We start from the raw sequence: 22152 nt of genomic DNA on the forward strand, positions 1-22152 counted from the left end.
ATTGCATGACGGCTACCTGCCGCCATGACTTCAGGTCTAGCACACCGGCAATAGGCGCGAAGCCCTCCGCGCAGCGGGCGGGCGGCGCATCACGGAATGCGGCATGCCGCAATATCCGGCAATACCGACAACCCCTGCCTTGACGCCCCGTTCACACCCGTCATTAGACTTCGGCACGCCGGTGCCGCACTCGCGGCCTGTGCCATCACGTTCAAGGGGGCAGACATGAGCAATGAGCGGCAGATCCAGGACGAAGACCTGATGGACGTCGCCCGGGATCCCGAGCAGGCGCACCGGCTGCGCAAGGCGCTGAAGGTCCTGGCGGACAACCCGAATGTCGGCGGCAAGCTCCAGGAGATGGCCCAGGAGGTGCTTTCCGGGCGCATCGGCATGAAGGACGCCATCGCGACGCCGGGGTACATGGACGCCCTGGGCGACCGGATGAGCGAGATCCGGCGGGCCGCGGAGAACCAGACCATGGCCGAGCGCGAGGAGTCCCGCGAGAAGTTCGCCGCGTGGCAGAAGGAGCAGGAGGCCAAGGAGGACGAGGAGCGCGCCGAGCGTGACGGCCCTTCCGGCACCCTCCTGACCGCCCCGCGGCGCGGCGGCCGGGGCGTCGGGCACCGGAACTGACCGAAATCCCTTCCCACAGCACGGAAATCCGCTGCGGAAGAAAGCAGATCGACCACCGCATCATTCGGAACGGATCTGCTTTCTTTCCGCACACGATGATCTAATTTTCTCCACACCGGGCCCCGGGGACAACTCACCTCACTCTCTTCGCGCCCGTCTTCCGTTACGACCGCCGCACACCGGCCCCGGCCTGCCGGTTCCAGTTCCGATACAGCCGCCCCCGCGCCATCCTCCGCGTACGGCACGGACCATAGGATCGGCCCGGAACACGCAGGAATCCACAAAGGTGGAGGCGGGATTGATCGGGGACGAGGAAGGCATGAGCGCCTCAGGTGAAGGAAAAGCCGCGGCGGCCGGATATGCACCACATCCGTACGTCGGCGGCCGCACCGCCGTGCTCCGCGCGCTCGCGGCCTGGCGCATGCGGTGGCCGGGTGCGCCGCGCGTCATCGTGCTCACCGGCAATCCGGGCAGCGGACGTTCGCGCCTGGTCACCGGCTTCCTGATGCTGTGCGACCGCGGCCACCGCAAGCGGTTGCCGCTGGATGATCTGGACCCGGCGACGGTGCCCCCCGACCTCCCGGAGCCCGCCGTACCGACCCCCGCGGGACGCACCGCGGCGCAGCTGTTGTGGCTCATCTCCGATCATTTCGGGCTGAGTGCCGACCGTGACGACGACATCTTCACCGAACTCGCCGCCCGTGAAGAGCCGGTGACCCTGGTGGTGCCCGATGTCGACCGCGCCGGTCCGGTACGCGCCGCGAACGAGCCGGCGCGTGTCGTCCGGGACGTCCTCAAGCCGCTCGCCGCCACCAAAACCGTGCACCTGCTCGCCGAGGTGCCGCGCGAACTGGCCGCGGAGCTGGCCGGGGCGCTGCCCCCCGGCCAGGCTCAGATCATCGATCTCGACGCGCCCGAGTGGGCCGACCCCAAGGGCCTGGTGCGGCAGGCCGAGACCGCGCTCACCCCCGACGCGGGGGCGCCGGAACTCCCGTACACCACCGACCCGTCCGCGCGCCGGGCGCTCGCCGAAGCCCTCGCGGCGCGCGCGGACGGCAACCGGCTGACCGTCCAGCTCGCCGTGCGGTCGCTGGTCGTGCGGCCCGAGGGCTTCGACCCGGCGGACGACTCCCTGCTGCCCGGCAGCGTCGGCGAGGTGCTCGATCTGCATGCGCGCCGGCTGGGTGCCGATCCGCGGACCCTGCGGCTGATGCTGGCGCCGCTCGCGTTCGCCGAGGGCGAGGGGCTGCCCGTCCAGCTGTGGGGTGCGCTGGCGAGCGCCGTCGCCGGGCGGGACATGAGCCGGGACCTCGCCGACGGCATGCTGCTGGCCGCGCCGTTCGTCGAGCCCGTCGAGCCGTCCCGGGGCAGCACCGACGACGGGAACGGGGAAGGCGGCGGGGACAGGGACGGGAACGGGGAACGCGGCGGGAACAGGGAAAGGGACACCACCGCGGACGAGGGTGGGGCCGGCTCCGGGGACAGCTCCGGAGCCGGCGACGGCCGTACGCTGCTGCGTCTGATGCACCCCGGGATCGCCGAGGAGATCCGCTCCGGTCTGCCGGACGTCCGCGACGCCCAGACCAAGATCGCCATGGCGCTGCTGGAAGCGGTGCCCCAGCAGGACTGGGCACAGGCCGATCCGTACATCCGCGACCATCTCGCAGCGCACACCCTCGATGCCGGCCTCCTCCCCCAACTCCTCACCGATCCGGGCCTGTTCGCCCACGCCGACCCGGTGACGATGCGCGCCGCCGTCGAAGCCGTACCGCTGGAGCAACTGGGCGCGCCGGCCCGTACGTACCTGCGCACCGCCCCGCTGCTCACCCGCTCCGAGGCACCGGCCGATCTGCGGGCGGCGTTCCTGGAATCCGCGTTCGTCGAGGACGGGCTGGTGGCCTACGCGGACGCGCTGCACACGCTCGGCTTCACCCTGCCGTGGCGGACGCTGTGGAGTGTGCCGCTGGTCGGCGTCCGCGCCGTGACCACGGGTTCTCTGCCCGCGCAGGGCGGGGACGGTGCGACGGCGGGCGCGGCCGGAGGCCCGGACGGCAGCGGCGCCGGGCCGGTACCGGCGTCCGCCGCCGCTCCCCGCCCGGTGGCCGCGTTCCTCGTCCCCGAGGGGACCCCCGGTGCCCGTACGGTGCCCGGCCCGGACGGCGACGCCTCCGCGGCGGGCGGCCGGGCGCTCCTCGTCCACGATCTGCTGCGTCCGGGGTATCTCGACGCCGATCCGGCGCAGGTGCAACTGTCTTCCGCACAGGCCCAGGAGGCGGCGCCCTTCGGGCTCAGCCGTGGCGCCGACTATCTGCGGGTATGGGCCCGTGCCGACGAAGAAGTGGTGGCCGCGCTGCTGTCCGACACCCCGTTCACCGGCGCCGCTCTCTCACCGGAGGGTGTGCTGGTCGTCGCCACCGCGCGCGGTGTGACCGCCCGGCAGATCCTCGCCGCGGCTCCCGCGGCCGTGCCCGTGCCCTCCGTGCCGGCCCAGCGCACCGGCACCGCCGACTCCGCTTCGTCCGGCGGCCTCAACGGCCTGGACGGCCTCGAAGGCCCCGAAGGAGACCACTCGTGATCACCCAGGCGCAGGCGCATGCCACCGCGGCCCGCTGGCTCAACCCCGAGGGGCGGCAGGGCCCGCCGCGGGAGGTGGCCCTGCAGGAGTTCGACCTCGGCTGGGTGGTATGGGCGGCGCCGCCGCCCCCGGAGGCCGACCCGCACACCGGGCAGCGACGTCCGCCCGCCGAGGTCGGTGCCGCCTGTGGTGTGGTCGACCGGGCATCCGGCGAATTGACGGTGTGGCCGTCGGTGCCGACCGACGAGGTCGTGCGGATGTACCGGCAAAAACACGGCGCGGGGACCGAAGCGGCCCCTCCGGCACCCGTGGAGCGTCCGGCCACCGGCCCCGGCAACACCGCCGTCGCGACCTACGACGACCCGTCGACCGGCGAGGAGACCAGCCTCGCCCGGGTCTCGGCCCCCGGTCAGCCGCCCGTCGAGTACCAGCTCCACGACGAACTGCGGCGGCTGGGCATCGACCCCGCTGCCGTCCGCGCCGTCCACACCGATCTGCGGCCGGCCCTGCTACCCGGCGGCTACCCCGGTGACTTCCTCCTCCGCACCTTCCCGAACGCCGCCTTCTCCTGCACCGAGGGCTACGGCATGCGTCCCGAGGAGCGCGCCGAGGGCGTCGCCGCACTGGTGCGGCACGTCGGGATGATGCACCAGCTGGCGGGGCGGCCCGCACCGCCGCGGCCGCACCGGCTACCGCTGCCACAGCACGTCGAGGCCGCGCCACCGATGCGGGACGTGGCCCTCGGCAAGCACCTCGTGCAGGGCTTCGGCCCCCAGGGCGTCCACCGCCCGGACGCCGACGACCTCGCCGCGACCCAGCTCCCCGAGGCCACGAAGGACACCCTGATCTGGGCCGGACTGCCCGCCCAGGTCCCGTACTTCTTCACCGCCGACCGCTCCGACGCCCCGCCGGCCGGCGGCCTGTTCACGGACGTGGCGACCCACCTGCGGGAAACCGGCACCCAAGCGCGCGAAGAGACCCTGACGACCCTCGCCGACTACGTCCGGTTCGGCACCGACGGCCTCTACACGCTCGCCGTTCAGTGCACCACTCCGGAGCAGGACCAGAGCCTCGTCGGCACCGTCTGGGCGGTCCAGCCGTCGTCGGGCGGCGGCCGGTTCGTCAACCGCACCGCGTCCGCCTACCTGCGCTCGCTCGCCCTGCTTTCCACCACACGCGGGCAGATGCAGGGCATGGACCCGTACGCGGCGGGTGCGGCGGTCGCCGCCTTCCAGGAACAGATCGCGGCGATCGACTCCTGGGCGCTGGACGACGACGGCAACTGGTGGTCGCTGGTCGTCGAGCAGATGTGGCACGGGTTGTTCTGAGGGCAGGGTGTGGGGTCGTGGCGTGGGAGGTCGCGGCAGGGGGTCGTGGCGGGGACGTGCGTGGGGTGTTTCCGGACGAGCGACTTCCGGTTCGGCCCCTCCCTGCGATGATCCGAAAGATCGGGCGGTCGGGCACAACACCGAAGGCTCACTGAGCAATACGCCCGGAGCCCGCCCCTCCCCACCCCCTCAGGGCAGCAGCAGCCAATCGGCCGCCAGTGCGGCCGCCAGGCCGATGCCCAACAACCAGGTGCCGAGGCGGGTACGTCCGTTCCGGCTGAGCTCGATCACCACGCCACAGAGCACCAACGCGGCCCCGTACACCCCGACCACCAGCACCGACGTTCGCGACGCCAAGCGCACCACGAGCACCACCGCCATCGCGGCCATCAACACCGAGGCCAGGGCCATGCGTATTCGCCTGGCCTGGCGGGGCGTCAGCCCCACTCGACTCTCGGGAAGGGGCTCTTCTGCGCCGGCTGCGTCCATGAGCGGGAATGCTACGGGACGAGTGATCGCCGGGCCGCTCCGCTCCCCCTGCGCAGCACCAACCGAGCAGACGGCTGGGCCGGTTCGGCCGACCGCTACTGACAGGCGGGCTGCCGACCGTCTGGACTCACGCCCGGCACGGGTCGGCGGTCGGCGTTCGGCTGTCGGCTGTCGGCTGTCGGCTGTCGGCGCCCGATGGTCGAAGTTCCTGCCTCCGCGCGCATTCCCCACCGTCAACATGCCGGGCCCACCCGTACGGCCCATTCCGCAAGGCCCCCGATTGACGCCGGTCGACACCACGGCCCTCTGCCCCCGACCCCACATAATTGACCAAGGGCACACCAATACTTAACCTGCCCTTTCAGTACGCCGACCGGGGGACACGCCCAGGCCCCACGCAAGATTCACCAATGCCGCAGGTGGGTCAATTCCATCAATTCCCGTCCATGCGCACGCGGTTGAGCCGCAGGATGCCCACGCTCTCTCCACACACCTTGCCTTGACATGCTTGCATTCAGATCGCCTAATGTGTCGTTCGTTGAAGATGCGACAGGTATCTACGGGCGACGCATGACGGGGGCAAGGGTGGCAGGCAAGGCATTTGACGTAGATCCGGGTGTGCTGCGCAGGCAGGGCGACGCATTCGTCCATATCGGCAGCGATTTCTCCAAGGCGTCGAAGAAGCTTCAAGACGACCTTGAAGGCCTCGGCAGCCCCTGGGAAAACTGCGACTTCGGCGACATCTTCGAAACGATCTACACGCCCATCAGGGACGGCATGTTCGAATCGATGGACTCCCTGGGCGAACGCCTCGAAAGCATCGGCGACAAACTCCAGAACATGGCCGGCTCGTACACCGATTCCGACGAGCAGGGCATCCACACCATCAGCGCGGTCGGCCGCCCCGCCATCTGACGCCCGGTGGGTATCGCCTCCCACGAACCCGGGCGCCAGGGCACCAGGAACACCGGCCGAGGCTCTTCCCCACCGCATTCCCGCAACGCCTCGGAGGCGCGGCCGAGCAGTGGAAGGGCCTCCCCTGACCGCTCCCCAGGGGCCACCGCCGCCACCCCTCTCACGTTTCCTTCACCGACGCCATTGCACTGCGCAATCGGCTACAACTGCACGGGGGACGATCACTGTGTCATTGACGCTGCCAAGCGAGGTTGCTTGGGTCCTGGATCTGCTCGGCTACAACTGGCCGGATGCCGATGAGGACAAGCTCCACGAGTGCGCCCAGACCTGGCGCAACTTCGCCGAGGCGGTCAATCAAGCGTCCACCAAGGGCTCTTCGGCAGCCGGTGAGGTCATCTCCGCCAACTCCGGAGAGGCGATCGAGGGCTTTTCCCACGCATGGGGTTCCTTTTCCGGCGGCGGGGACAGCGACGACAGCTACCTTCGTGACGCCGCCGCGGCAGCCGAGGTGATCGCCGTCGCCTTCGATGCCGCCGCCATCGCCGTTCTCGCCGGAAAGATCGCCGTCATCGTCCAGCTCGTCATGCTGGCCACCGAGCTCATCGCGGCACAGGCCGCTGCACCCTTCACCCTGGGCCTGTCCGAACTCGGTGCCGCGGGCGCCACCCAGGCCACCCGCGTGATCGTCCGCCAGATCCTCGACAAGATCAAACGCGAGGTGATGGAGGCGGCCACCAAGGCCATGGAGCACGCCACCATGGATGCCATCAAAAAGATGGCGAAGAAGGCCGTCTCGAAGGAAGCCCGCAAAATCGCGGCGGACTACGTCAAGAAGACGGTCAAGGAAACCGTCAAGGACAAGGTCATCGATCAGGCGAAGGAAATCGCCAGGGACAAGATCGTCGAAGAGGGCAAGGCAAAGGCCCAGGAGGCCGCCACGGAGATGACGCAGAACGTCGCCCAGCAGGGCATCGAAAGCCACTTCGGCGCCCGCGACGGAATCGACTGGGGCGAAACCGCCGACATCGGCAAGGAAAAAGCCGGCGAATACGTCGACGGAATCAAGGAAGGCGCCCAGGAGTACAAGGACGGCGTCACCAGCCTGGCCGACCCCAGCACCTATGTCGACCACGCCAAGGAAGACCTCACCAACCGGGGCCTGGACCACACACAGCGTCATGTCGACCGACGCACGGGCGGCGCGGCCACCCGCCACCAGGACGTCACCGACGAGGTGCGTTCGGTGTTCGGCTGAGCGGTTCGGCACCAGCTCGTTCGTTCTGCTGCCCGGACCACAACAGGGGTGGAACCGCAGTCATCAACTGCGGTTCCACCCCTGCGGGCGATCTGGCTGCGATCTGGCGGCGCTCCCCGGCTCATCACCGTCGGATGAGCTCACCAAGCCTGCAAGCCTGCGTCTCTACTGCTCTACTGACGAGGAGGGTAGTTGGGCGGTGCCGACTGGTACCCACCAGGGCCGCCCGGCTGCTGGTAGGAACCGGGGTACTGCGGGGGAACCCCCATGCCACCGTGAGGACCGCCGAAGCCAGGACCACCAGGAGGCGGACCATTACGGCGTTTCTTGCTGACGACGATCACACCGATCACCATCCCCAGCACAACGAGCACACCCACAGCGATACCGACAACCGCCAGGGGGGTCAGACCACTGCTCGCCTCGGCACCGCTGCTCGCCGAAGGGCTGCCACCAGGCGCATCGGCGCCGGCGCCGGAGGAAGGCTCCGTGTCCTTCGGCATGGTGAGAGGCCCGTTCTTCGAGCCGACGGGAACGTTCTCCGAGAGGGCACGGTACGGGCGAATGACTCCGTAGCCGTACTTGGGGTCAGGAGACGTGACGCCCGTCTTGCCGTCCGGGGTGATCGCCGTCTTCGTGAGGCGATTGGCGACCTGCCCTGCGGTGAGGTCAGGAAACTTCGACCGGACAAGGGCCGCGGCGGCCGATACGTAGGCCGTCGCGTCGGAGGTGCCTGTGGCCTGCCGGTACTTCGGGGAAATTCCGGCAGAATAGATATTCTCGCCCGGGGCGATCAGCCGGATATGCGGCCCGTAGTTCGATTCGCCAAGCACCTTGCCGTCCTTGGCGACTGCGCCGACCGCCAATACGCCGGGCGCCGCAGCCGGATAGAGGGGCTTACCACTGCCCTCATTGCCAGAGCCGCCAACCAGCAGCACGTCCTTCTTTACCGCGTAGCTGATCGCATCCTTTTCCTGCTGAGTCAAGCGGGACGTCACAAAGGACATGTTGATGACCTTTGCCCCGTGATCAACTGCATAGCGAATGGGACCGTCGATGTTGTTTGCGGTGCCGCCGATCGTCTGATTCAACTTGACGGGAAGAATCTTGACATCCGGTGCCAGCCCCATGATTCCATCGGCATGGTTGGGTCCATGGCCGTGCGCCGCAATCAAGGCAGCCATAGCCGTGCCGTGATCATCACTGGTTTCGTGATCTGCCGTACCGCCCGCGGTGTCAAAGCTTTTACCCGGGAGCACATTGCCCTTGAGATCGACGTGATCTCCGTTGACACCCGAGTCGATGACCGCCACGGTGACATTTTTACCGGTCGACTCATGCCACACCTTTTGCGGATTGAACGCGTCAAGCGCCCATTGCCCATCCCTGATGTAGTCCGCCGAAGCGGTCGGCGCGGCGGTGAAGAGCAGTGCTCCTGCCACCGCCACGCCGCCAACTGCACGCAGCGTCCGCGTGAAGCTCATGCTGCAACACCTCTCCTCAACAGGTTGCGGCCCGCAGCCCGAAGACTGCGGGCCCAACTCGTTTCCGCCGCTGTCACACCCGAAGGCTAGCTACTCGATGACCTTGGGAGCCACATTGCGGTCGGTCGTCCACGTCTCCTCGTCCTCGACCAGGTAGTCCGGCCGCTCGCCGTTCTGGCCCTTGTCATTCTTGCCCTTGGCTCCGTGCATACCGTGCGCCCCGGGCATCCCGCCCGGCCGACGATTACCGGAGGCCGCGGCGCCCGACTGAGCACCCCCGCGGCTGCGGTGAAGACCCGAACCGCCCTGGGAGCCGCCGGCACCCTTGCCTTCGGTGCCGCCGATGACGCCGCCCTTCTGGCGAGCGAGGCCAAGGCCGCGTCCGGCTCCCCCGGCACCCTTGGCGCCACCCTTGGCGCCTGCCGCACCGACGCCACCCATACCTGGCATGCCGGGACGCCCGGCCCCACGCCCGGTGGCCCCAGGGCCAGTGGTCGCACCAGTGCGACCACCAACGCTCCCCGTGGTCCCACCAGTACGGCCACCAGCGCCACCATTCATGCCGCCCGGCACACCGGGAAGCCCCCCGGCGCCTGGACCGGTGCCGCCACCATGGCCGATGCCACCACTCATGCCTCCGGTGCCGGGGCCGGTACCACCACCGCTTGGGAGGCTTCCGCCGCCTCCACCGGGGCTCACTCCGCCGTGCGGAGGAGTGAGGCTCTCAAGACCCGTGCCCACATGCGGCGTGGGAGAGCACGGGCCCGGCATCGTGTTGCCGATACCACCGCTGATCCCTGGCGTCTTCACACCGTCGCCCGAGAATCCCGGCCCCTTCTCGATGGGCTTCATCGGGCCCTTCGACATTCCCTTGGGCTTGGTGACAGCTGCCGGCAGGGGGTAGTGCACCGGCGGGATACCCGGGTTGTCCGGCGGCGGAATGTCCGTCGGGTCGTCAATGACTCTGGGGTTGGGCTTACCGATGGCCACGGAGTTCGTTCGGTAAGCAGCACCGAGGTACTCCATGGTCGCCGCAGCCTTCAGCTGCGTCTCCTTCTGCGCCGACAGGTCGTCTTCATTGTCCTCAACGACCTGCGTCGCGCTCTTTCCACCCGCCAGCTGCGCGTCGGCGTTCTTGTCCTGGCGCTCGATGTGGTCCGTCGCCCAGTCCCACGCCCGGTCGCCCCAGTCGGGCATCTCCATGCCATCGAGGTGCTGCTTGTACGCGCTCAGAGCCTCGTGAGCGCGGCCCATGCCTTCGCTCACGTTCTTGGCGTACAGAGCACCGTTCCCGATGTTCTCGCTGATCGCCTTCGCGCGCTCGCGAAACGCCTTCGCGGCGGAGCCCTCCCAGTGCTGCAAGACCTCGTCGATGGCCTTGTCGAAATACGCGCGGATACCACCGCCGTCCTCGACCACCATCGTTTTGTGCACCTGTCCCCAGGCGTGGGCAACCCCGGCGACCGTCTCCGGCTTCGCATCGGCCACCATGGCCTTCAGCGACGCGAAGTCGATCTTATAGAACTTCGTGGAGTTCTCGATGGCATAGCACTTGTCCTTTGGTGCGTACTTATCGTCCGCGCGACTACCCACGTCCCTGCCCCCTCTTCTTCTGCGAGCTCATTGCCGTAGTTCAGGAGTACTTGCTGTGCGATGAAGACTGACCGTTCTTCATCGCATTGCTCGTGCTCTGCTCCTGGTCCTGATACGCGCCGTGAGTCCTCGAAGTCTTCTTCTGAAGATCATCGATCAGATTCTCGAGCTTGTGGAGGACGTAGGTCTCGATGAAGGTCTTCATCTCGTCATGCGTCTGCCGCAGTTCATTCTCTTCCTCGAAGCCCTTGCCCAGCGAGCCCGCCGGAAGATGCGTCCCGCTCTTCGCCTTGCCCGAGGCGCTCTGCATCTCCTTGAGCACGTTGTTGAGCTTCTTGACGACTTCATCGAGCCTGTCAAGATCGACGCGGTAGGAATCGTTAGCCATCCTTGGCCTCCCCGTGTTTGCTATGAAGTTTTCCGACGCCAGTCACGAAGTGCAATGGCGCAGCCCACCACCGTACCGACGGCCAGGAGTCCGCCGCCGACAATGTAGACGGCCACACGGACACGCCGGTCCTCGGGGCTTTCGCCGAGGGTGACCGCGACCGGATGGATATCGGAGCCGTCAGCCACATTCGAAGGCTTGTCCGGCTTGGGTTCTGCGGTGGGCTCGGTGTCGTCGTTGAGAGCTGCCACCGGGTCGACGACGCCCCAGCCGATGAAGTTGTCGCGGTCCTTGCGCACACGCTCGGCGGTCTGCTCGAGATGCCAGATGAGCTGCTGCGGCGACCAGTCCTTGTGCTTGGCCTTGAGAAGCGCCGCGGCTCCCGTGACGTACGGGGCGGCGAAGCTGGTGCCCTGGTCGACGCAGTTGCCGCCGTCGGGGACCGTGGAGACCATGTCGACGCCGGGGGCGGCGATCTGGACGAAGGGCCCGGACTGCGAGAAGGGCGCACGCTCGTTGTTGCGGTCCGAGGCGGCCACGGCCAGGACATTGGGGTACTTGGTCGAGTACGCGGCGGGGAACATGTTCTTCTCGCCGCCGTCGGCACCACCGTTGCCGGCCGAGGCGACCACCAGAATGCCCTGGGCGTCGGCGCGGGCGATCGCATGTTCGAGGGTGGGCAGAAGGTGTGGGTCCGCGCCGGTTCCCTGGGAGATGTTGATGATGTCAACCTTCTCCGCCACGGCCTTGTCCACGGCCTTGGCGAGGCTGTCGGCCGTGCCGGCCTTCTCGGCCGAAGTCTGCTGGAACGGGATGACGGTGGCCTTGGGCGCGATGCCGAAGAAACCGGAACCCTTGATCGGGCGGGCGGCAATGATGCCTGCGACCTTGGTGCCGTGGCCGACCTTGTCCTCGGTCGGCTTGCCGGGCACGAAGGACTTGCCGCCGCTGCCGATCGCGCCCTTCAGCTGCGGGTTACCGGCGTCGATACCGGTGTCGATGACGCCGACACGGATTCCTTGCCCCATCTTTCTGTCGGCCCACAGCTGATTCGTCAGGAGGCGCTGCAGCGACCACGGGGTCTCTGCGATGTTGTCCGTGCCGAATTTGCACTCACCGCTGTTGAGCGGCACGTTCTCGTCCGCGATCGCCGGCGCGGCGGCCACGCTCGACAGGCCGGCAATGCACACCGCCAAAACCAGTGCGCTCGCCGCTCGGCGACGGTGCCCGGCTCGATGACCAATGGCGCGAGATCCCACGGGTTGTCTGCTCTCCATGTGTGACGGAACGGTCTGGGCGAGGAGTGAGGAAACGGCGGAGAAAGAGGCGGTGTGGAGGAGATGACGGAGGAATTGCGGAGCGGTATCGGACGGCAGAAGGGCGAGCGCACTGAATGCAGCGCGCTCGCCCTCATTGACCACTGTGCCAGCCTTCGGGCTGCTCAGCCGGTCGCTATCCGTACCGTTGCTGCCGTGAGGTCAGCCCGCCCAGATACCGGAGTTCTTGTGCTCGGTGGCCTGGTAGTTCTGGGCGGCCTGGTCCAGCGCCTTGGCGATGGACTCAAGCGTCGAGTGCAGGGAGGCCGCGCGCTGGTCCCACTCGCGCTGGCGGGCCTGGTAGCCCTCCTGCGCCGCACCTTCCCAGCTGGCGGCGATCTTCTTGACGCCCGCCTCGAGGTCGTCGAGCTGCTGGCGGATGTTGTTGGCCGTACCGCGCACGTCGGAACTGGCCTGCGAGATCGTCGCGAAATTAACGAGGATCTGGCCTGACATGGTGTCTCCTCAGGAGTTGATGAAGCCTGGTCGATGCACATGCCACAGCGGGCCGGCGGACGAACCGGCGAACCGGGCTGTGGCGGCTGAGCCGTCGCGCCGCGGTCAGCGACGCGGCCCCATCACCCGAACGGGGAATTCGAGGCGGAGATGTGCGAGATCGACTGGGCCTGCTCCTCTTCCGAGGCGGAGTAGTTCTTCGTGGTCGCGTCGATCGCTTCCTTGATCTCAGCCAGGAGCTGGTTGAGACGGGTGGCGTCCTCGTTCACCTGGGACTGGAGCCGGTTGTACGAGGAGGCCGCAGCACCCTTCCAACCAGACGTGATGGTGTCGACGACCGTGTTCAGGCGCGAGATCTCGCCCTGGATCGACTGGTTGACCGAGGAGATCTTGCCGCTGAACGCGACCATCTCCTCCTCGGTGGTTGTGTACTGCTGACCAGCCATAGTCAACGTCCCCCATGAGACTTGTACGTCGTACCGCGGCATGCCGCCACAGGCGCTCGCGCGGTAGGCATCTCCTGCTGACGCCTTTGGCTACTTTAACCACTCCATATGCCCGTTCCCAACAGGGGGAGGGTTCTTGTGACGGGATCTCAACATCGCCAACTGACCGCCATGGAAACGCCGTTCAAAAGAACCGGACGAAAGCGATGCTATCGGTCAGGTCCGGGCGTACGGCAGTAACGAAGATCGCACCGGAAGGCCGCGGCGATCGCGGTGAATTCTACGGTGCACGGAATACGGACGCCGAAGTCCGCGCCGATTCCCGTACGGAACCGGCGCGGGCCTCGTGCCGCTCAGAACCTCGGGCCCTCAGGACCTGGCGCCTCAGGACGACTGCGGCTTCTTGGCGCTGCGGATGTCCAGCGCCGGCCCCTCGGAGAGCAGGGTGGACCAGGCCTTCAGAACCAGCGGCGGGTGTGTGCCCCCGTAGCCGAGGTGAAGCATCGACTGGTCGACTTCCTGCTTGTCGGTGCCGGCCTTGCCCCCGCCGTCGTTGTTCCGCGGAACGGCGTAGCGCAGCCCCGTGTCGGTGGCCAGGAAAAGGCTGCCGCTCTTCGCCTGGGGAGTGGGCACCTCCGTGTACAGCAGGCCGCTGCCGGGGGTGACGTACGAGCTGGCGCCGCTGGCGAGCTTGGCCGGGTAGTCCTTGCCGACCCAGGTCTGCATGTCCGGCACCCCGTTCGGGTAGCCGAGCTGCTTCTCCTCGCCTCCCGGGTACTTGTTGTTGGTGCCGTTGTAGACACTGCAGGACACGCCGCTGCGCGTGGGCGTGACCAGCCCGCCGTTCTGGGAGGCGAAGTTGTTGGCCGGGGAGACCGCCTCCTTCGGCCACGGCGAATCGAAGTCGCCGAACGTCTTGCCCAGGAACGTCGTCAGGTTCCCCGCGTCGTCCTTCTTCGGGGAGATGCTGCTGGCGGCGACGGGTACGGGGACGATCGGCGAACCGTCGGAGTGCAGCTTCCTCGCGTTCGAGCCCTGCTCCAGGAGCCTGGCGACGAAGTTCGTCACCTGCTCGACGCCGTCCTTCTCCACGACGTACTTGTGGCCGTCGGTGTCCTCGAGGATCGAGCCGACCCGCTTGCCCTTCTCCGGGACCTTCGGAGCGTCGGTCAGCGTTCCCGCCTGCTCGACCACGGGCATGCTGATGGACAGCTGGTCCGGGAGGGTGAGGAGGGTGTCCATGTACTGCTGCGACACCTTCTGCGGCTGGGTGTTGGGGCCGAAGACGATACGGCGGAGCAGGGCATCGCCGTCCGCCCTGCTGCCGGCCCACCCGCCCATACGGGTCGAGTTGAACCCGAAGGCCATGCCGTTGTTGTCGACCAGCCACCTCTTGCCCTGGGGGTCCTCGACGTACAGGGCCTGATGGACGTCGAGCTTGCCCTTGCCCTCGACGAGCTTCTTGTCCTTGCCGGCCAGCACGAAGACGGCCTGCTGCGGCTTGGCGTTCACGCTGGCGCCAGGGCGGTTGCACACCGCCCAGGTCTTCGGCTTGTCGGCGTCCTTGGTGCCGGGCAGCCGGTCGGGCGCGTACGGAATGCCGAGGGCGGGCCCGTGCGGAAGCTTTCCGTCCAGCTCGGATTCCTTGACCTTGACGACTTTGAAGTTCGGGTCGATAAGAAGCCGGGCGGAGGCGAGATTGAGGATGGGATGCAGCAGTTTCTGGTGGTGGCTTTCCAGGACGATGTAACGCGTGGTGGATTCGTCCCCGACGACGACATTCTTGCCGACGTCGTCCCAGCCCTGCGGCGCAACCGGCTTGAGAATGCCGCACGCGCCGAATCCCACGAGCATCACGACACCCATGACGATACTCGGCACCACCGCCTTGAGCGGCTTGGGGGCACTCTCGATCGATCCGTTCGGCAGCGGCTTCAGAAATGCCGCATTCGTACGCTTTCGAGCAAACGAATACGCATTCAGCTCGTCCCGACGTGATGCCATTGTTGCTTTCTCTCCCCGCCTGTCGGATCCACCTCGACCGCCCCCGGCACTCACGCCGTAGCGCCCTCTACTATGCCGTGTGTCGATCGAGCCGTACGGTACGGGTGCCACCTTCCAACGCACCAGTCTCAGCGGGCGACCGACGCGTCCAGAGGCCACACCACCAGTAGAGGAGCAGGCCGGGGGATGTCCAGCGCCACCAGGGCTCGACGCCGCAATGGGCGGCAACAGCAGCAACAGCCTTCCGCTGCCCCGCAATACGCGGGAAATGCTGACCAAAACGGCACAGCTTCGGGCAACAGAGGAAATGGCGGCGGGGATTCCGCGGCCCGTCCGGCCGGTCCGGTGGCACCGCGGCTGCGCCAACAGGCCGGAACCATCGGCGGAGTGCGCGTCCAGCAGCTGGCCATCATCGAACTCGCCGCGGCGCTGGTGCTGGTGGGCTGGACGATCCACCCGGCCGCACTGACCGCGGCCATTGTGATCGCGACTGTTCTGGTCATTTTCGCGCTCGGCCGGCGGCGGAGGATTCCGCTGCCGGAATGGATCACGACGGTGCGCGCGATGAAGCGCCGCGGCAAGGACAGCAACTCCGCGCTCGCGGCGACGCAGGGCGTGGACCCCGCCTTCGCACCCGTGGTGGAGTGCGAACCGGCCCTGCGGACCTACGAGTTCACCACCGAATCGGACCAGCGCGCCATCGGGTTCGTCGGTGACGGGACGTTCCTGACGGCCCTCGTCCAGGTGGACGCCCGTGACGAGCCGCTGCGGCCGCAGCGCGGCAGCCACATGCTGCCGCTCGACGTGCTGCACACCGCGCTCGACATCGAGGACATCCACCTCGAATCGGTGCAGTTCGTCCAGTACAGCCAGCCCGCTCCGGCGCCGCACCTGCCCGAACAGGCCGTCGCGGCCCGCTCGTACGCGCCGCTGCAGGCCCAGTCACAGACACCGGCACTGCAGCTGACCTGGATCGCCCTCAAGCTCGACCCCGAGCTGTGCTCGGAGGCCATCGAGGCCCGCGGCGGCGGGATGGAGGGCGCCAAGCGTTCACTGCTGCGCGCCGCCGACCAGCTCGTCAGCCGGCTGACCGCACACGGCGTACGCGCCAAGGTGCTCGCCGAGCGGGAGGTCGTGGCCGCGATCGGCACCGCGGTGTGCGTCAGCCCGCGGGCCGCCAACGGGGCGATGGGACGCGACGGCCGGGCGGCCCGCCGCACCCAGGAGACGACCCGGGCGATGCGCTGCGACGACCGCTGGCACACCACCTACTGGATCGGCCGCTGGCCCCAACTGGGAGAGGGCGGCGCCCCGTTGGCGGCCATCACCCAGCTGCTGACCAGCACCAGGGCGATGGCCAGCACCTTCACACTGACCGCCACGCACGGCGGTGGCCGCGCCCCGGCCATCTCGGGTTACGTCCGTCTTTCCACCCGCAGTGAGAACGAACTCTCCGCCGCACAGAGCGAGTTGGAGCGCCGTTCCGGTTCCGTGAAGGTCGGGCTCGTACGGCTCGACCGGGAACAGCTGCCCGGCCTGCTGGCCACGCTTCCCCTCGGAGGTACCCGCTGATGGCCTCTCCCACCTATCAGCCCCGCGTCAACACCAGCGGCAACGGCTGGCGCAATCCCCCGGTCGCGGGCGGCGGCACCGGCGGCGGCCGCCTCTCGCACCAGCCGCGCCCGGACGAGGGGCAGTCGGGTCCGAACGGCCCCAAGCCCCGGCCCGGTTTCGGCCTGCGCGGCCCGCGGCGCAGCCCGCACATCCTGACCGCGGAATCGCTCGCCTCGCTGACCCTGCCGGTCGGTGACGACGGCGTGATCATCGGCATCGACCCGCAGAACCAGCCCGCCGTGCTGAGCCTGCTGCGACCGGCGCCCATGGAGATCGCGCTGGTCGGCAGCATGTGGATGGCGCAGGTGCTGGCGCTGCGCACGGTCGCCACCGGCGCGCGGGTCGCGGTCGAGACGGCGCGGCCGCCGGCCTGGGGGCAGATGGCGCAGGCCGCGGGCGGCGGGCAGCAGTGCGTCTCCGTCCACGATGTGCGCCAGATCGCGCCCCAGGGGCCGTCGGTCTCCAGCCCGGTGCTGGTCGTACGGGACATGGGTGCCCGGCCGCCGCGCAATCAGCTGGCCCCGAGCCCCTGGCAGTCCGTGCTGACCGTGCTGCCCTTCCTCGGGCCGCGGTCGCCGCAGATGCTCAGCCGTGCCGATCTGGTCGGTCTGCAGCGGCTTTCGCCCGAGGAGACCGAGGTTGTGACGCGAATCATGCGGCTGCCCGAGCAGGTCGGCGCGGTACTGCCGACGCTCAGCGACAACGCCATGCTGTGGTGTTCGCGCGACGGCCATCAGTTCGTCATGACCCAGCCCACGGAAGCGGAGACCAACCTGCTCGGCGGCCCGCGCCGGATGGACTGACCGTCCCCGCGGGCCGGTTGCCCCTCCGGGGCACCGCGCACCGCACGTACACCACAGGCCGCAGGCGCGGCGTGACGGGCGCACCCACGGGTGCGCCCGTCAGCGTGCCGAGGGGCCCCAAGACGGTATGGCACCGACTGCCGCTATGGGCCGAGTCTTGATTAGGCTGTACAGGAGAGCCGCAGGAGCACAGCACGACGGCAGTCGAAACGGGGACGGAGACAGTTAGTGTTGGCGCAACCCCGGGTGGTGTGTTCCGACTTCCGCTACATCCGATCGATCCGCCTGTATCCGGTCCTGCCGTTCAGGTGCGTTGCAGTACACCAGGAGGCACAGTGAACGAGCAGGAGGCTTTCCGTCCGGACGGAAACGATCCTGACGACGACCAGTCCGAGTTCGACCTGACCGGTGAGTTCAAGATCGATTTCGCCGCACCGGCCTGGTACGCGAGCAACGACACCAGTGGTGGGGGCGCGAGTGCCGCCTCCCCCGCGACCCCTCCTGCGTCTTCGCCCACCGCTCCGCCCGCCGCCGCCCAGCCCCCGCTCGGCCCGCCCACCGGCCAGCCGCTGCCCGGGCCTGCCCAGGGGGCGCCCGGAATGTCCCCGCAGCAGGGTGCGCCCGGGATTCCGCCGCAGGGTGTACCGGCGGCCCCGCCGCCCGTGGAAGCCTCCCCGCCGAGCTTCCCGACCCTGCGCCCGCAGGGCACCGGCAATGACGCACCGGCCGCCGGCAGCGACGCACCGGCCACCGCCACTCCCGGCTCCGAGCCGACCCCGGAGGCCGCACCGGCCGCGGAGTCCACACCGGCCGCGGAAGACGGTGCGGACGCCGGCAATCGCCGCTCGGGCACGGGTGTCGACCCGTCGATTTCCCTCTGGGGCGACGACGATGACGACGCACCGGATGCGTCGGGCACGTCCGAGCCCGAGGCCAAGCCCGAAGCCGAGCCAACGCCCGAGGCCGACGCCGCTCCCGCGGTGGCACCGGAGGCCGCACCCACCGCGGTACCGCAGCCCGAGGCCGCGCAGCCGCCGTTCGCCGCCGAGGGCGGAGCTCCGGCCCCGGAGGCGGTCACGCCTGCCCAGCCCTCCCCCGAGGCAACACCGCAGGGCCCCGAAGCCACTCCACAGGGCCCCGCCACGCCGCAGGGCGGACAGCCCGCACCGGCCCAGCCGCAGCCGCAGCCGCAGCCCCAACAGGTCACGCCCCAGCAGGGCATGCCGCAGCAGACGGCTCCACAGGGCGTGCCTCAGCAAGGGGTACCTCAGCAGGGTGCTCCGTGGGGCGCCGCGGCCGACGGCCGGCAGCAGGCCGTGCCCGGGCAGGGTGCTCTGCCGCCGCTGCCGGCGGAGTTCCAGCCGGCGGACCCGCGGATGGCGCAGGCGCAGGCGCAGGCAGCCCAGCAGGCCCAACAGCCCCAGCAGGGCCAACAGCAGGCACAGGCTCAGCAGCAACAGCAGGCGCATCAGCCGCAGCAGCCGCAGGCCGGCTATCCGCAGGGACAGCCCGCACAGCACGGTGGCTACCCGCAACAGCAGCAGGGCATCCCCGGCCAGCAGCCGCCCGCGTACGGCTATCCGCAGACCGGTTACAGCTACCCCCAGCAGGGCCAGTCGCAGCAGCACGCAGCGTCGCAGCAGTCCGGTTACGGCTATCCGCAGACCGGTGCGCAGGGCTACCCACAGCAGGGCCAGTACCCCCAGCAGGCACAGGGCTACCCGCAGCAGGGCCAGTACCCGCAGCAGGCACAGGCCTACTACGGCCAGCAGCAGGCGGCGCAGGCCCAGGCAGCACAAGCCCAGGCGCAGCAAGCTCAGCAGGCACAGCAGGCTCAGGCCGCCCAGCAGGCGCAACAGGCCCAGCAGCAGGCACAGCAGCAGGCACAGCAGCACGCTCAACAGCCCCAGCAGGCGCAGCAGCCCCAGCAGGCACAGCAAGCTCATCAGGGCCAGCAGCCCCAACAGGCCTACCAGCCACTCCCCGGTCAGCAGGCCGGCGACCCCAACGCGGCTGCGAACTACGCGTCGTACTCGCAGCCGGGTCAGCAGCAGCCGCAGCAGCGGGCCGCTCCCGGTGCGCCGCTCGGCTACAGCGCCGCGGTGGAGCTGACCTCCGACCGGCTGCTGCGCAACCAGCCCAAGAAGCGCAAGCCGGGCGCCAACGCCCAGCCGTCCAAGTTCAAGCTGGGCGCGAAGAAGGAGGAGGCGGAGCGCCAGCGCAAGCTGGAGCTGATCCGTACGCCGGTGATGTCCTGCTACCGGATCGCGGTGATCAGCCTCAAGGGCGGTGTCGGCAAGACCACCACGACGACCGCACTCGGCTCCACCCTCGCGTCCGAGCGGCAGGACAAGATCCTGGCGATCGACGCCAACCCGGACGCCGGCACGCTCGGCCGACGGGTGCGGCGCGAGACCGGTGCGACCATCCGTGACCTGGTGGGTGAGATCCCCAACCTGCACAGCTACATGGACATCCGCCGGTTCACCTCGCAGGCCCCCTCGGGCCTGGAGATCCTCGCCAACGACGTGGACCCCGCGGTCTCCACGACGTTCAACGACGAGGACTACCGCCGGGCGATCGACGTCCTGGGCAAGCAGTACCCGATCATCCTCACCGACTCGGGTACCGGTCTGCTCTACAGCGCGATGCGCGGAGTGCTCGACCTCGCCGACCAGTTGATCATCATCTCCACCCCGTCCGTGGACGGTGCGAGCAGCGCGAGCACCACCCTGGACTGGCTGTCCGCGCACGGCTACGCCGACCTGGTGCAGCGGGGTATCACGGTCATCTCGGGTGTCCGCGAGACCGGCAAGATGATCAAGATCGATGACATCGTGTCGCACTTCGAGACCCGCTGCCGCGGTGTGGTGGTCGTCCCCTTCGACGAACATCTCGCCGCCGGTGCCGAGGTCGACCTGGACATGATGCGGCCCAAGACCCGTGAGGCGTACTTCAACCTCTCCGCCCTGGTGGCCGAGGACTTCACGCGGGCGCAGCAGGCGGCGGGGATGTACCCGCAGCAGCAGATGGGCGGCGACCCCTACGCCCAGCAGCAGTACGCCCAGCAGGGCCAGCCACAACAGCAGCCGCAGCAGGGCACACCGCCACCGCCGCCGACCGGTTACAGCCAGCCGCAGGGCGGCTGGACCCAGCAGCCCGCCCAGCAGCCCGCCCAGCCGCCGGCCCACTGGCAGCAGCAACAGCCCGCTCCGGACGCACCGCAGCCGGAACACCCCGGCCTGGCGCCGGGATGGCAGCAGCAGCCGCCTCCGCAGTGAGGCGGGCATAGCGGTACGGCCATAGCGCACTACGGGGCGGGGCCCGGCATCAGCGAGATGCCGGGCCCCGCCCCGTAGCATGTCGTCCCTCGGACGAGTGAACCCTTATCGGCCGAACTACGCCTGGAACCAGCCGAGTTGGCGACACCGCATCTCCACGGTGTTCAACCCCGAGGTGGCGACAGCGCACGTCCACACCGCCAATCCTGAGGTGGCGATGCCGCACCTCTGCACCCGGCCAACCCGAGGCGGCGATACCCCCCCCCCCCACCTCCGCACCCGGCCAGCCCCGAGGCGGCGATACCGCACCTCCACACCCGCCCACCCCCCGAAGGGGGGTGGGCGGCGGGGAAATAACTGACCGGGGGGGGAAATACGGGGGGGGACCCTGGGGGGAACTGGGGGACGGGGAGGGCCGGGGAGGGACGGGGGAAAGGACCGGGCAGCGAAGAAAAACCCCAGGGCAGGGAAAACCCGGCAGCGGGCTAACCCGACAGAAGAACGCCCAGCCCCAAAGGCAAGAAACACGCGAAGCGCGAAGCCTCAGCCCGCCTCCGCCTCCGCCTCGGCCTTCGCGATCAAGCCCCGAGCCAGCTTCACATCGACCGCCATCCGCTCCAGCAGCGCGTCGAGCGTGTCGAACTTCTCCTGGCCGCGGATGTAGGCGACGAAGTCCACCCCGACGTGCAGCCCGTACAGATCCAGGCCGACACGGTCGATGGCGTACGCCTCGACGGTCCGGGCCGTGCCGTCGAACTGCGGGTTGGTGCCGACCGAGATGGCCGCCGGCATCGCCTCACCCTCGACCTGCAGCAGGCCGGCGTAGACGCCGTCGGCCGGGATCGCGGTGTGCGGCAGGGTCTCCACATTGGCCGTCGGGAAGCCCAGTTCACGGCCGCGCTGGGCACCGCGTACGACGACGCCCTCGACCCGGTGCGGCCGTCCGAGGACCTCCATCGCGCCGGCCACATCGCCCTCGGCGACCAGGCGGCGGGTGAGCGTGGAGGAGAACGGCTCGCCGCCGCCCGCCGTGCCGCGCTCATAGAGGTCGATGACCTCCACGGTGTAGTCGTAGGTGGTCCCGAGCTCCGCGAGCGTCGCGACATTGCCGGTCGCCTTGTGCCCGAAGCGGAAGTTGGGGCCCTCGACGACGACCTGGGCGTGTAGCTTGTCGACCAGCACCTTGACCACGAAATCGGCCGGCGCCAGCTTCGAGAACTCCTTGGTGAACGGGAGGATGAGCACCGCGTCCACCCCCAGACCGGCCATCAGCTCCGCACGCCGGTCGTGCGGCGCCAGCAGCGGCGGGTGGGTACCGGGCCGCACGACCTCGCTCGGGTGCGGGTCGAAGGTGACGACCACCGCGGGGATCCCCAGCTCACGGGCGCGCGCGACGGCCTTACCGATGATCAGTTGGTGGCCGCGGTGCACTCCGTCGTAGGAGCCGATGGTGACGACGCTGCGTCCCCAGCCCTCGGGGATGTCCTCCAAGCCACGCCAGCGCTGCACAGTGCCCGCTCCTCGCCCGAACCCTTGTCCGTCCATTGCGCCAATTCGGCATGGCGCAGGTCT

General features: G+C 69.0%; 17 protein-coding genes. 8 read left to right on the plus strand and 9 right to left on the minus strand.

The genetic code is table 11. The features are described from left to right. Positions 1-225: 225 nt before the first annotated feature. The 3 genes from D9V36_RS12965 (at position 226) to D9V36_RS12975 (ending at position 4536) form a co-directional block, all read left to right on the plus strand. Positions 226-633 (plus strand): hypothetical protein, encoded by a 408-nt coding sequence (locus D9V36_RS12965; RefSeq protein ID WP_129293907.1) that lies wholly within the window; start codon positions 226-228, stop codon positions 631-633. A gap of 319 nt (positions 634-952) precedes the next feature. Further along, positions 953-3208: an ATP-binding protein gene (locus tag D9V36_RS12970; RefSeq protein WP_241720854.1), complete on the plus strand. Its 2256-nt coding sequence runs from the start codon at positions 953-955 to the stop codon at positions 3206-3208. After that, positions 3205-4536 carry an SUKH-4 family immunity protein gene (locus D9V36_RS12975; RefSeq protein WP_129293908.1) on the plus strand — a complete coding sequence of 444 codons (1332 nt, stop codon included), beginning with the start codon at positions 3205-3207 and terminating at the stop codon, positions 4534-4536. Before D9V36_RS12970 ends, D9V36_RS12975 begins: the two co-directional genes overlap by 4 nt. Before the next feature lie 189 nt (positions 4537-4725). Here the strand turns inward: D9V36_RS12975 and D9V36_RS43055 are convergent, their stop codons facing one another. Continuing rightward, a complete protein-coding gene (locus D9V36_RS43055) occupies positions 4726-5265 on the minus strand; it encodes a hypothetical protein (RefSeq protein ID WP_431357661.1) in 540 nt (179 codons plus the stop codon). A 288-nt stretch (positions 5266-5553) separates the two neighbouring features. Here D9V36_RS43055 and D9V36_RS12985 point away from each other — a divergent pair, with 288 nt between their 5' ends. Continuing rightward, entirely contained in the window at positions 5554-5940 is a 387-nt protein-coding gene (locus D9V36_RS12985; RefSeq protein ID WP_241720855.1) for a WXG100 family type VII secretion target, read from the plus strand. A gap of 226 nt (positions 5941-6166) precedes the next feature. After that, a complete protein-coding gene (locus tag D9V36_RS12990) occupies positions 6167-7195 on the plus strand; it encodes a PE-PGRS family protein (protein WP_206739657.1) in 1029 nt (342 codons plus the stop codon). A gap of 173 nt (positions 7196-7368) precedes the next feature. On the opposite strand, the gene D9V36_RS12995 is transcribed toward D9V36_RS12990, so the two are convergent. From D9V36_RS12995 to eccB, 7 genes are all read right to left on the minus strand, one after another. Continuing rightward, positions 7369-8679 carry a S8 family serine peptidase gene (locus D9V36_RS12995; protein ID WP_129293911.1) on the minus strand — a complete coding sequence of 437 codons (1311 nt, stop codon included), beginning with the start codon at positions 8677-8679 and terminating at the stop codon, positions 7369-7371. Positions 8680-8769: 90 nt separating this feature from the next. Beyond that, positions 8770-10272 (minus strand): hypothetical protein, encoded by a 1503-nt coding sequence (locus tag D9V36_RS13000; RefSeq protein ID WP_129293912.1) that lies wholly within the window; start codon positions 10270-10272, stop codon positions 8770-8772. A 40-nt stretch (positions 10273-10312) separates the two neighbouring features. Further along, positions 10313-10660: a hypothetical protein gene (locus tag D9V36_RS13005; RefSeq protein WP_129293913.1), complete on the minus strand. Its 348-nt coding sequence runs from the start codon at positions 10658-10660 to the stop codon at positions 10313-10315. A gap of 20 nt (positions 10661-10680) precedes the next feature. Beyond that, a complete protein-coding gene (gene mycP, locus D9V36_RS13010) occupies positions 10681-11919 on the minus strand; it encodes a type VII secretion-associated serine protease mycosin (RefSeq protein WP_129293914.1) in 1239 nt (412 codons plus the stop codon). 219 nt (positions 11920-12138) lie between these two features. Next, positions 12139-12432 (minus strand): WXG100 family type VII secretion target, encoded by a 294-nt coding sequence (locus D9V36_RS13015; protein ID WP_129293915.1) that lies wholly within the window; start codon positions 12430-12432, stop codon positions 12139-12141. Between the two features lie 122 nt (positions 12433-12554). Continuing rightward, on the minus strand, positions 12555-12878 hold the full coding sequence (locus D9V36_RS13020) for a WXG100 family type VII secretion target (protein WP_129293916.1): 324 nt from the start codon (positions 12876-12878) through the stop codon (positions 12555-12557). A 384-nt stretch (positions 12879-13262) separates the two neighbouring features. Then, a complete protein-coding gene (gene eccB, locus D9V36_RS13025) occupies positions 13263-14882 on the minus strand; it encodes a type VII secretion protein EccB (protein WP_129293917.1) in 1620 nt (539 codons plus the stop codon). Positions 14883-15227: 345 nt separating this feature from the next. On the opposite strand from eccB, the gene eccE reads away from it, so the two are divergent. The 3 genes from eccE (at position 15228) to D9V36_RS13040 (ending at position 20580) form a co-directional block, all read left to right on the plus strand. Continuing rightward, positions 15228-16454 carry a type VII secretion protein EccE gene (gene eccE, locus D9V36_RS13030; RefSeq protein ID WP_129293918.1) on the plus strand — a complete coding sequence of 409 codons (1227 nt, stop codon included), beginning with the start codon at positions 15228-15230 and terminating at the stop codon, positions 16452-16454. After that, positions 16454-17299 (plus strand): hypothetical protein, encoded by an 846-nt coding sequence (locus tag D9V36_RS13035; protein WP_129293919.1) that lies wholly within the window; start codon positions 16454-16456, stop codon positions 17297-17299. The genes eccE and D9V36_RS13035 overlap by 1 nt, the downstream gene beginning before the upstream one ends. A 335-nt stretch (positions 17300-17634) precedes the next feature. Then, positions 17635-20580: an SCO5717 family growth-regulating ATPase gene (locus tag D9V36_RS13040; protein ID WP_129293920.1), complete on the plus strand. Its 2946-nt coding sequence runs from the start codon at positions 17635-17637 to the stop codon at positions 20578-20580. 543 nt (positions 20581-21123) lie between these two features. Here the strand turns inward: D9V36_RS13040 and D9V36_RS13045 are convergent. Continuing rightward, a complete protein-coding gene (locus D9V36_RS13045) occupies positions 21124-22089 on the minus strand; it encodes a bifunctional riboflavin kinase/FAD synthetase (protein ID WP_129293921.1) in 966 nt (321 codons plus the stop codon). Between the last annotated feature and the right edge of the window lie 63 nt (positions 22090-22152).

Source organism: Streptomyces lydicus, assembly GCF_004125265.1.
Classification (GTDB): domain Bacteria; phylum Actinomycetota; class Actinomycetes; order Streptomycetales; family Streptomycetaceae; genus Streptomyces; species Streptomyces lydicus_C.

Coding starts and splice junctions, on each gene's coding strand:
- D9V36_RS12965 (WP_129293907.1), top strand. CDS start 226: ATGAGCAATGAGCGGCAGATCCAGGACGAAGACCTGATGGACGTCGCC.
- D9V36_RS12970 (WP_241720854.1), top strand. CDS start 953: ATGAGCGCCTCAGGTGAAGGAAAAGCCGCGGCGGCCGGATATGCACCA.
- D9V36_RS43055 (WP_431357661.1), bottom strand. CDS start 5,265: ATGTTGACGGTGGGGAATGCGCGCGGAGGCAGGAACTTCGACCATCGG.
- D9V36_RS12995 (WP_129293911.1), bottom strand. CDS start 8,679: ATGAGCTTCACGCGGACGCTGCGTGCAGTTGGCGGCGTGGCGGTGGCA.
- D9V36_RS13005 (WP_129293913.1), bottom strand. CDS start 10,660: ATGGCTAACGATTCCTACCGCGTCGATCTTGACAGGCTCGATGAAGTC.
- D9V36_RS13015 (WP_129293915.1), bottom strand. CDS start 12,432: ATGTCAGGCCAGATCCTCGTTAATTTCGCGACGATCTCGCAGGCCAGT.
- D9V36_RS13020 (WP_129293916.1), bottom strand. CDS start 12,878: ATGGCTGGTCAGCAGTACACAACCACCGAGGAGGAGATGGTCGCGTTC.
- eccB (WP_129293917.1), bottom strand. CDS start 14,882: ATGGCATCACGTCGGGACGAGCTGAATGCGTATTCGTTTGCTCGAAAG.
- D9V36_RS13035 (WP_129293919.1), top strand. CDS start 16,454: ATGGCCTCTCCCACCTATCAGCCCCGCGTCAACACCAGCGGCAACGGC.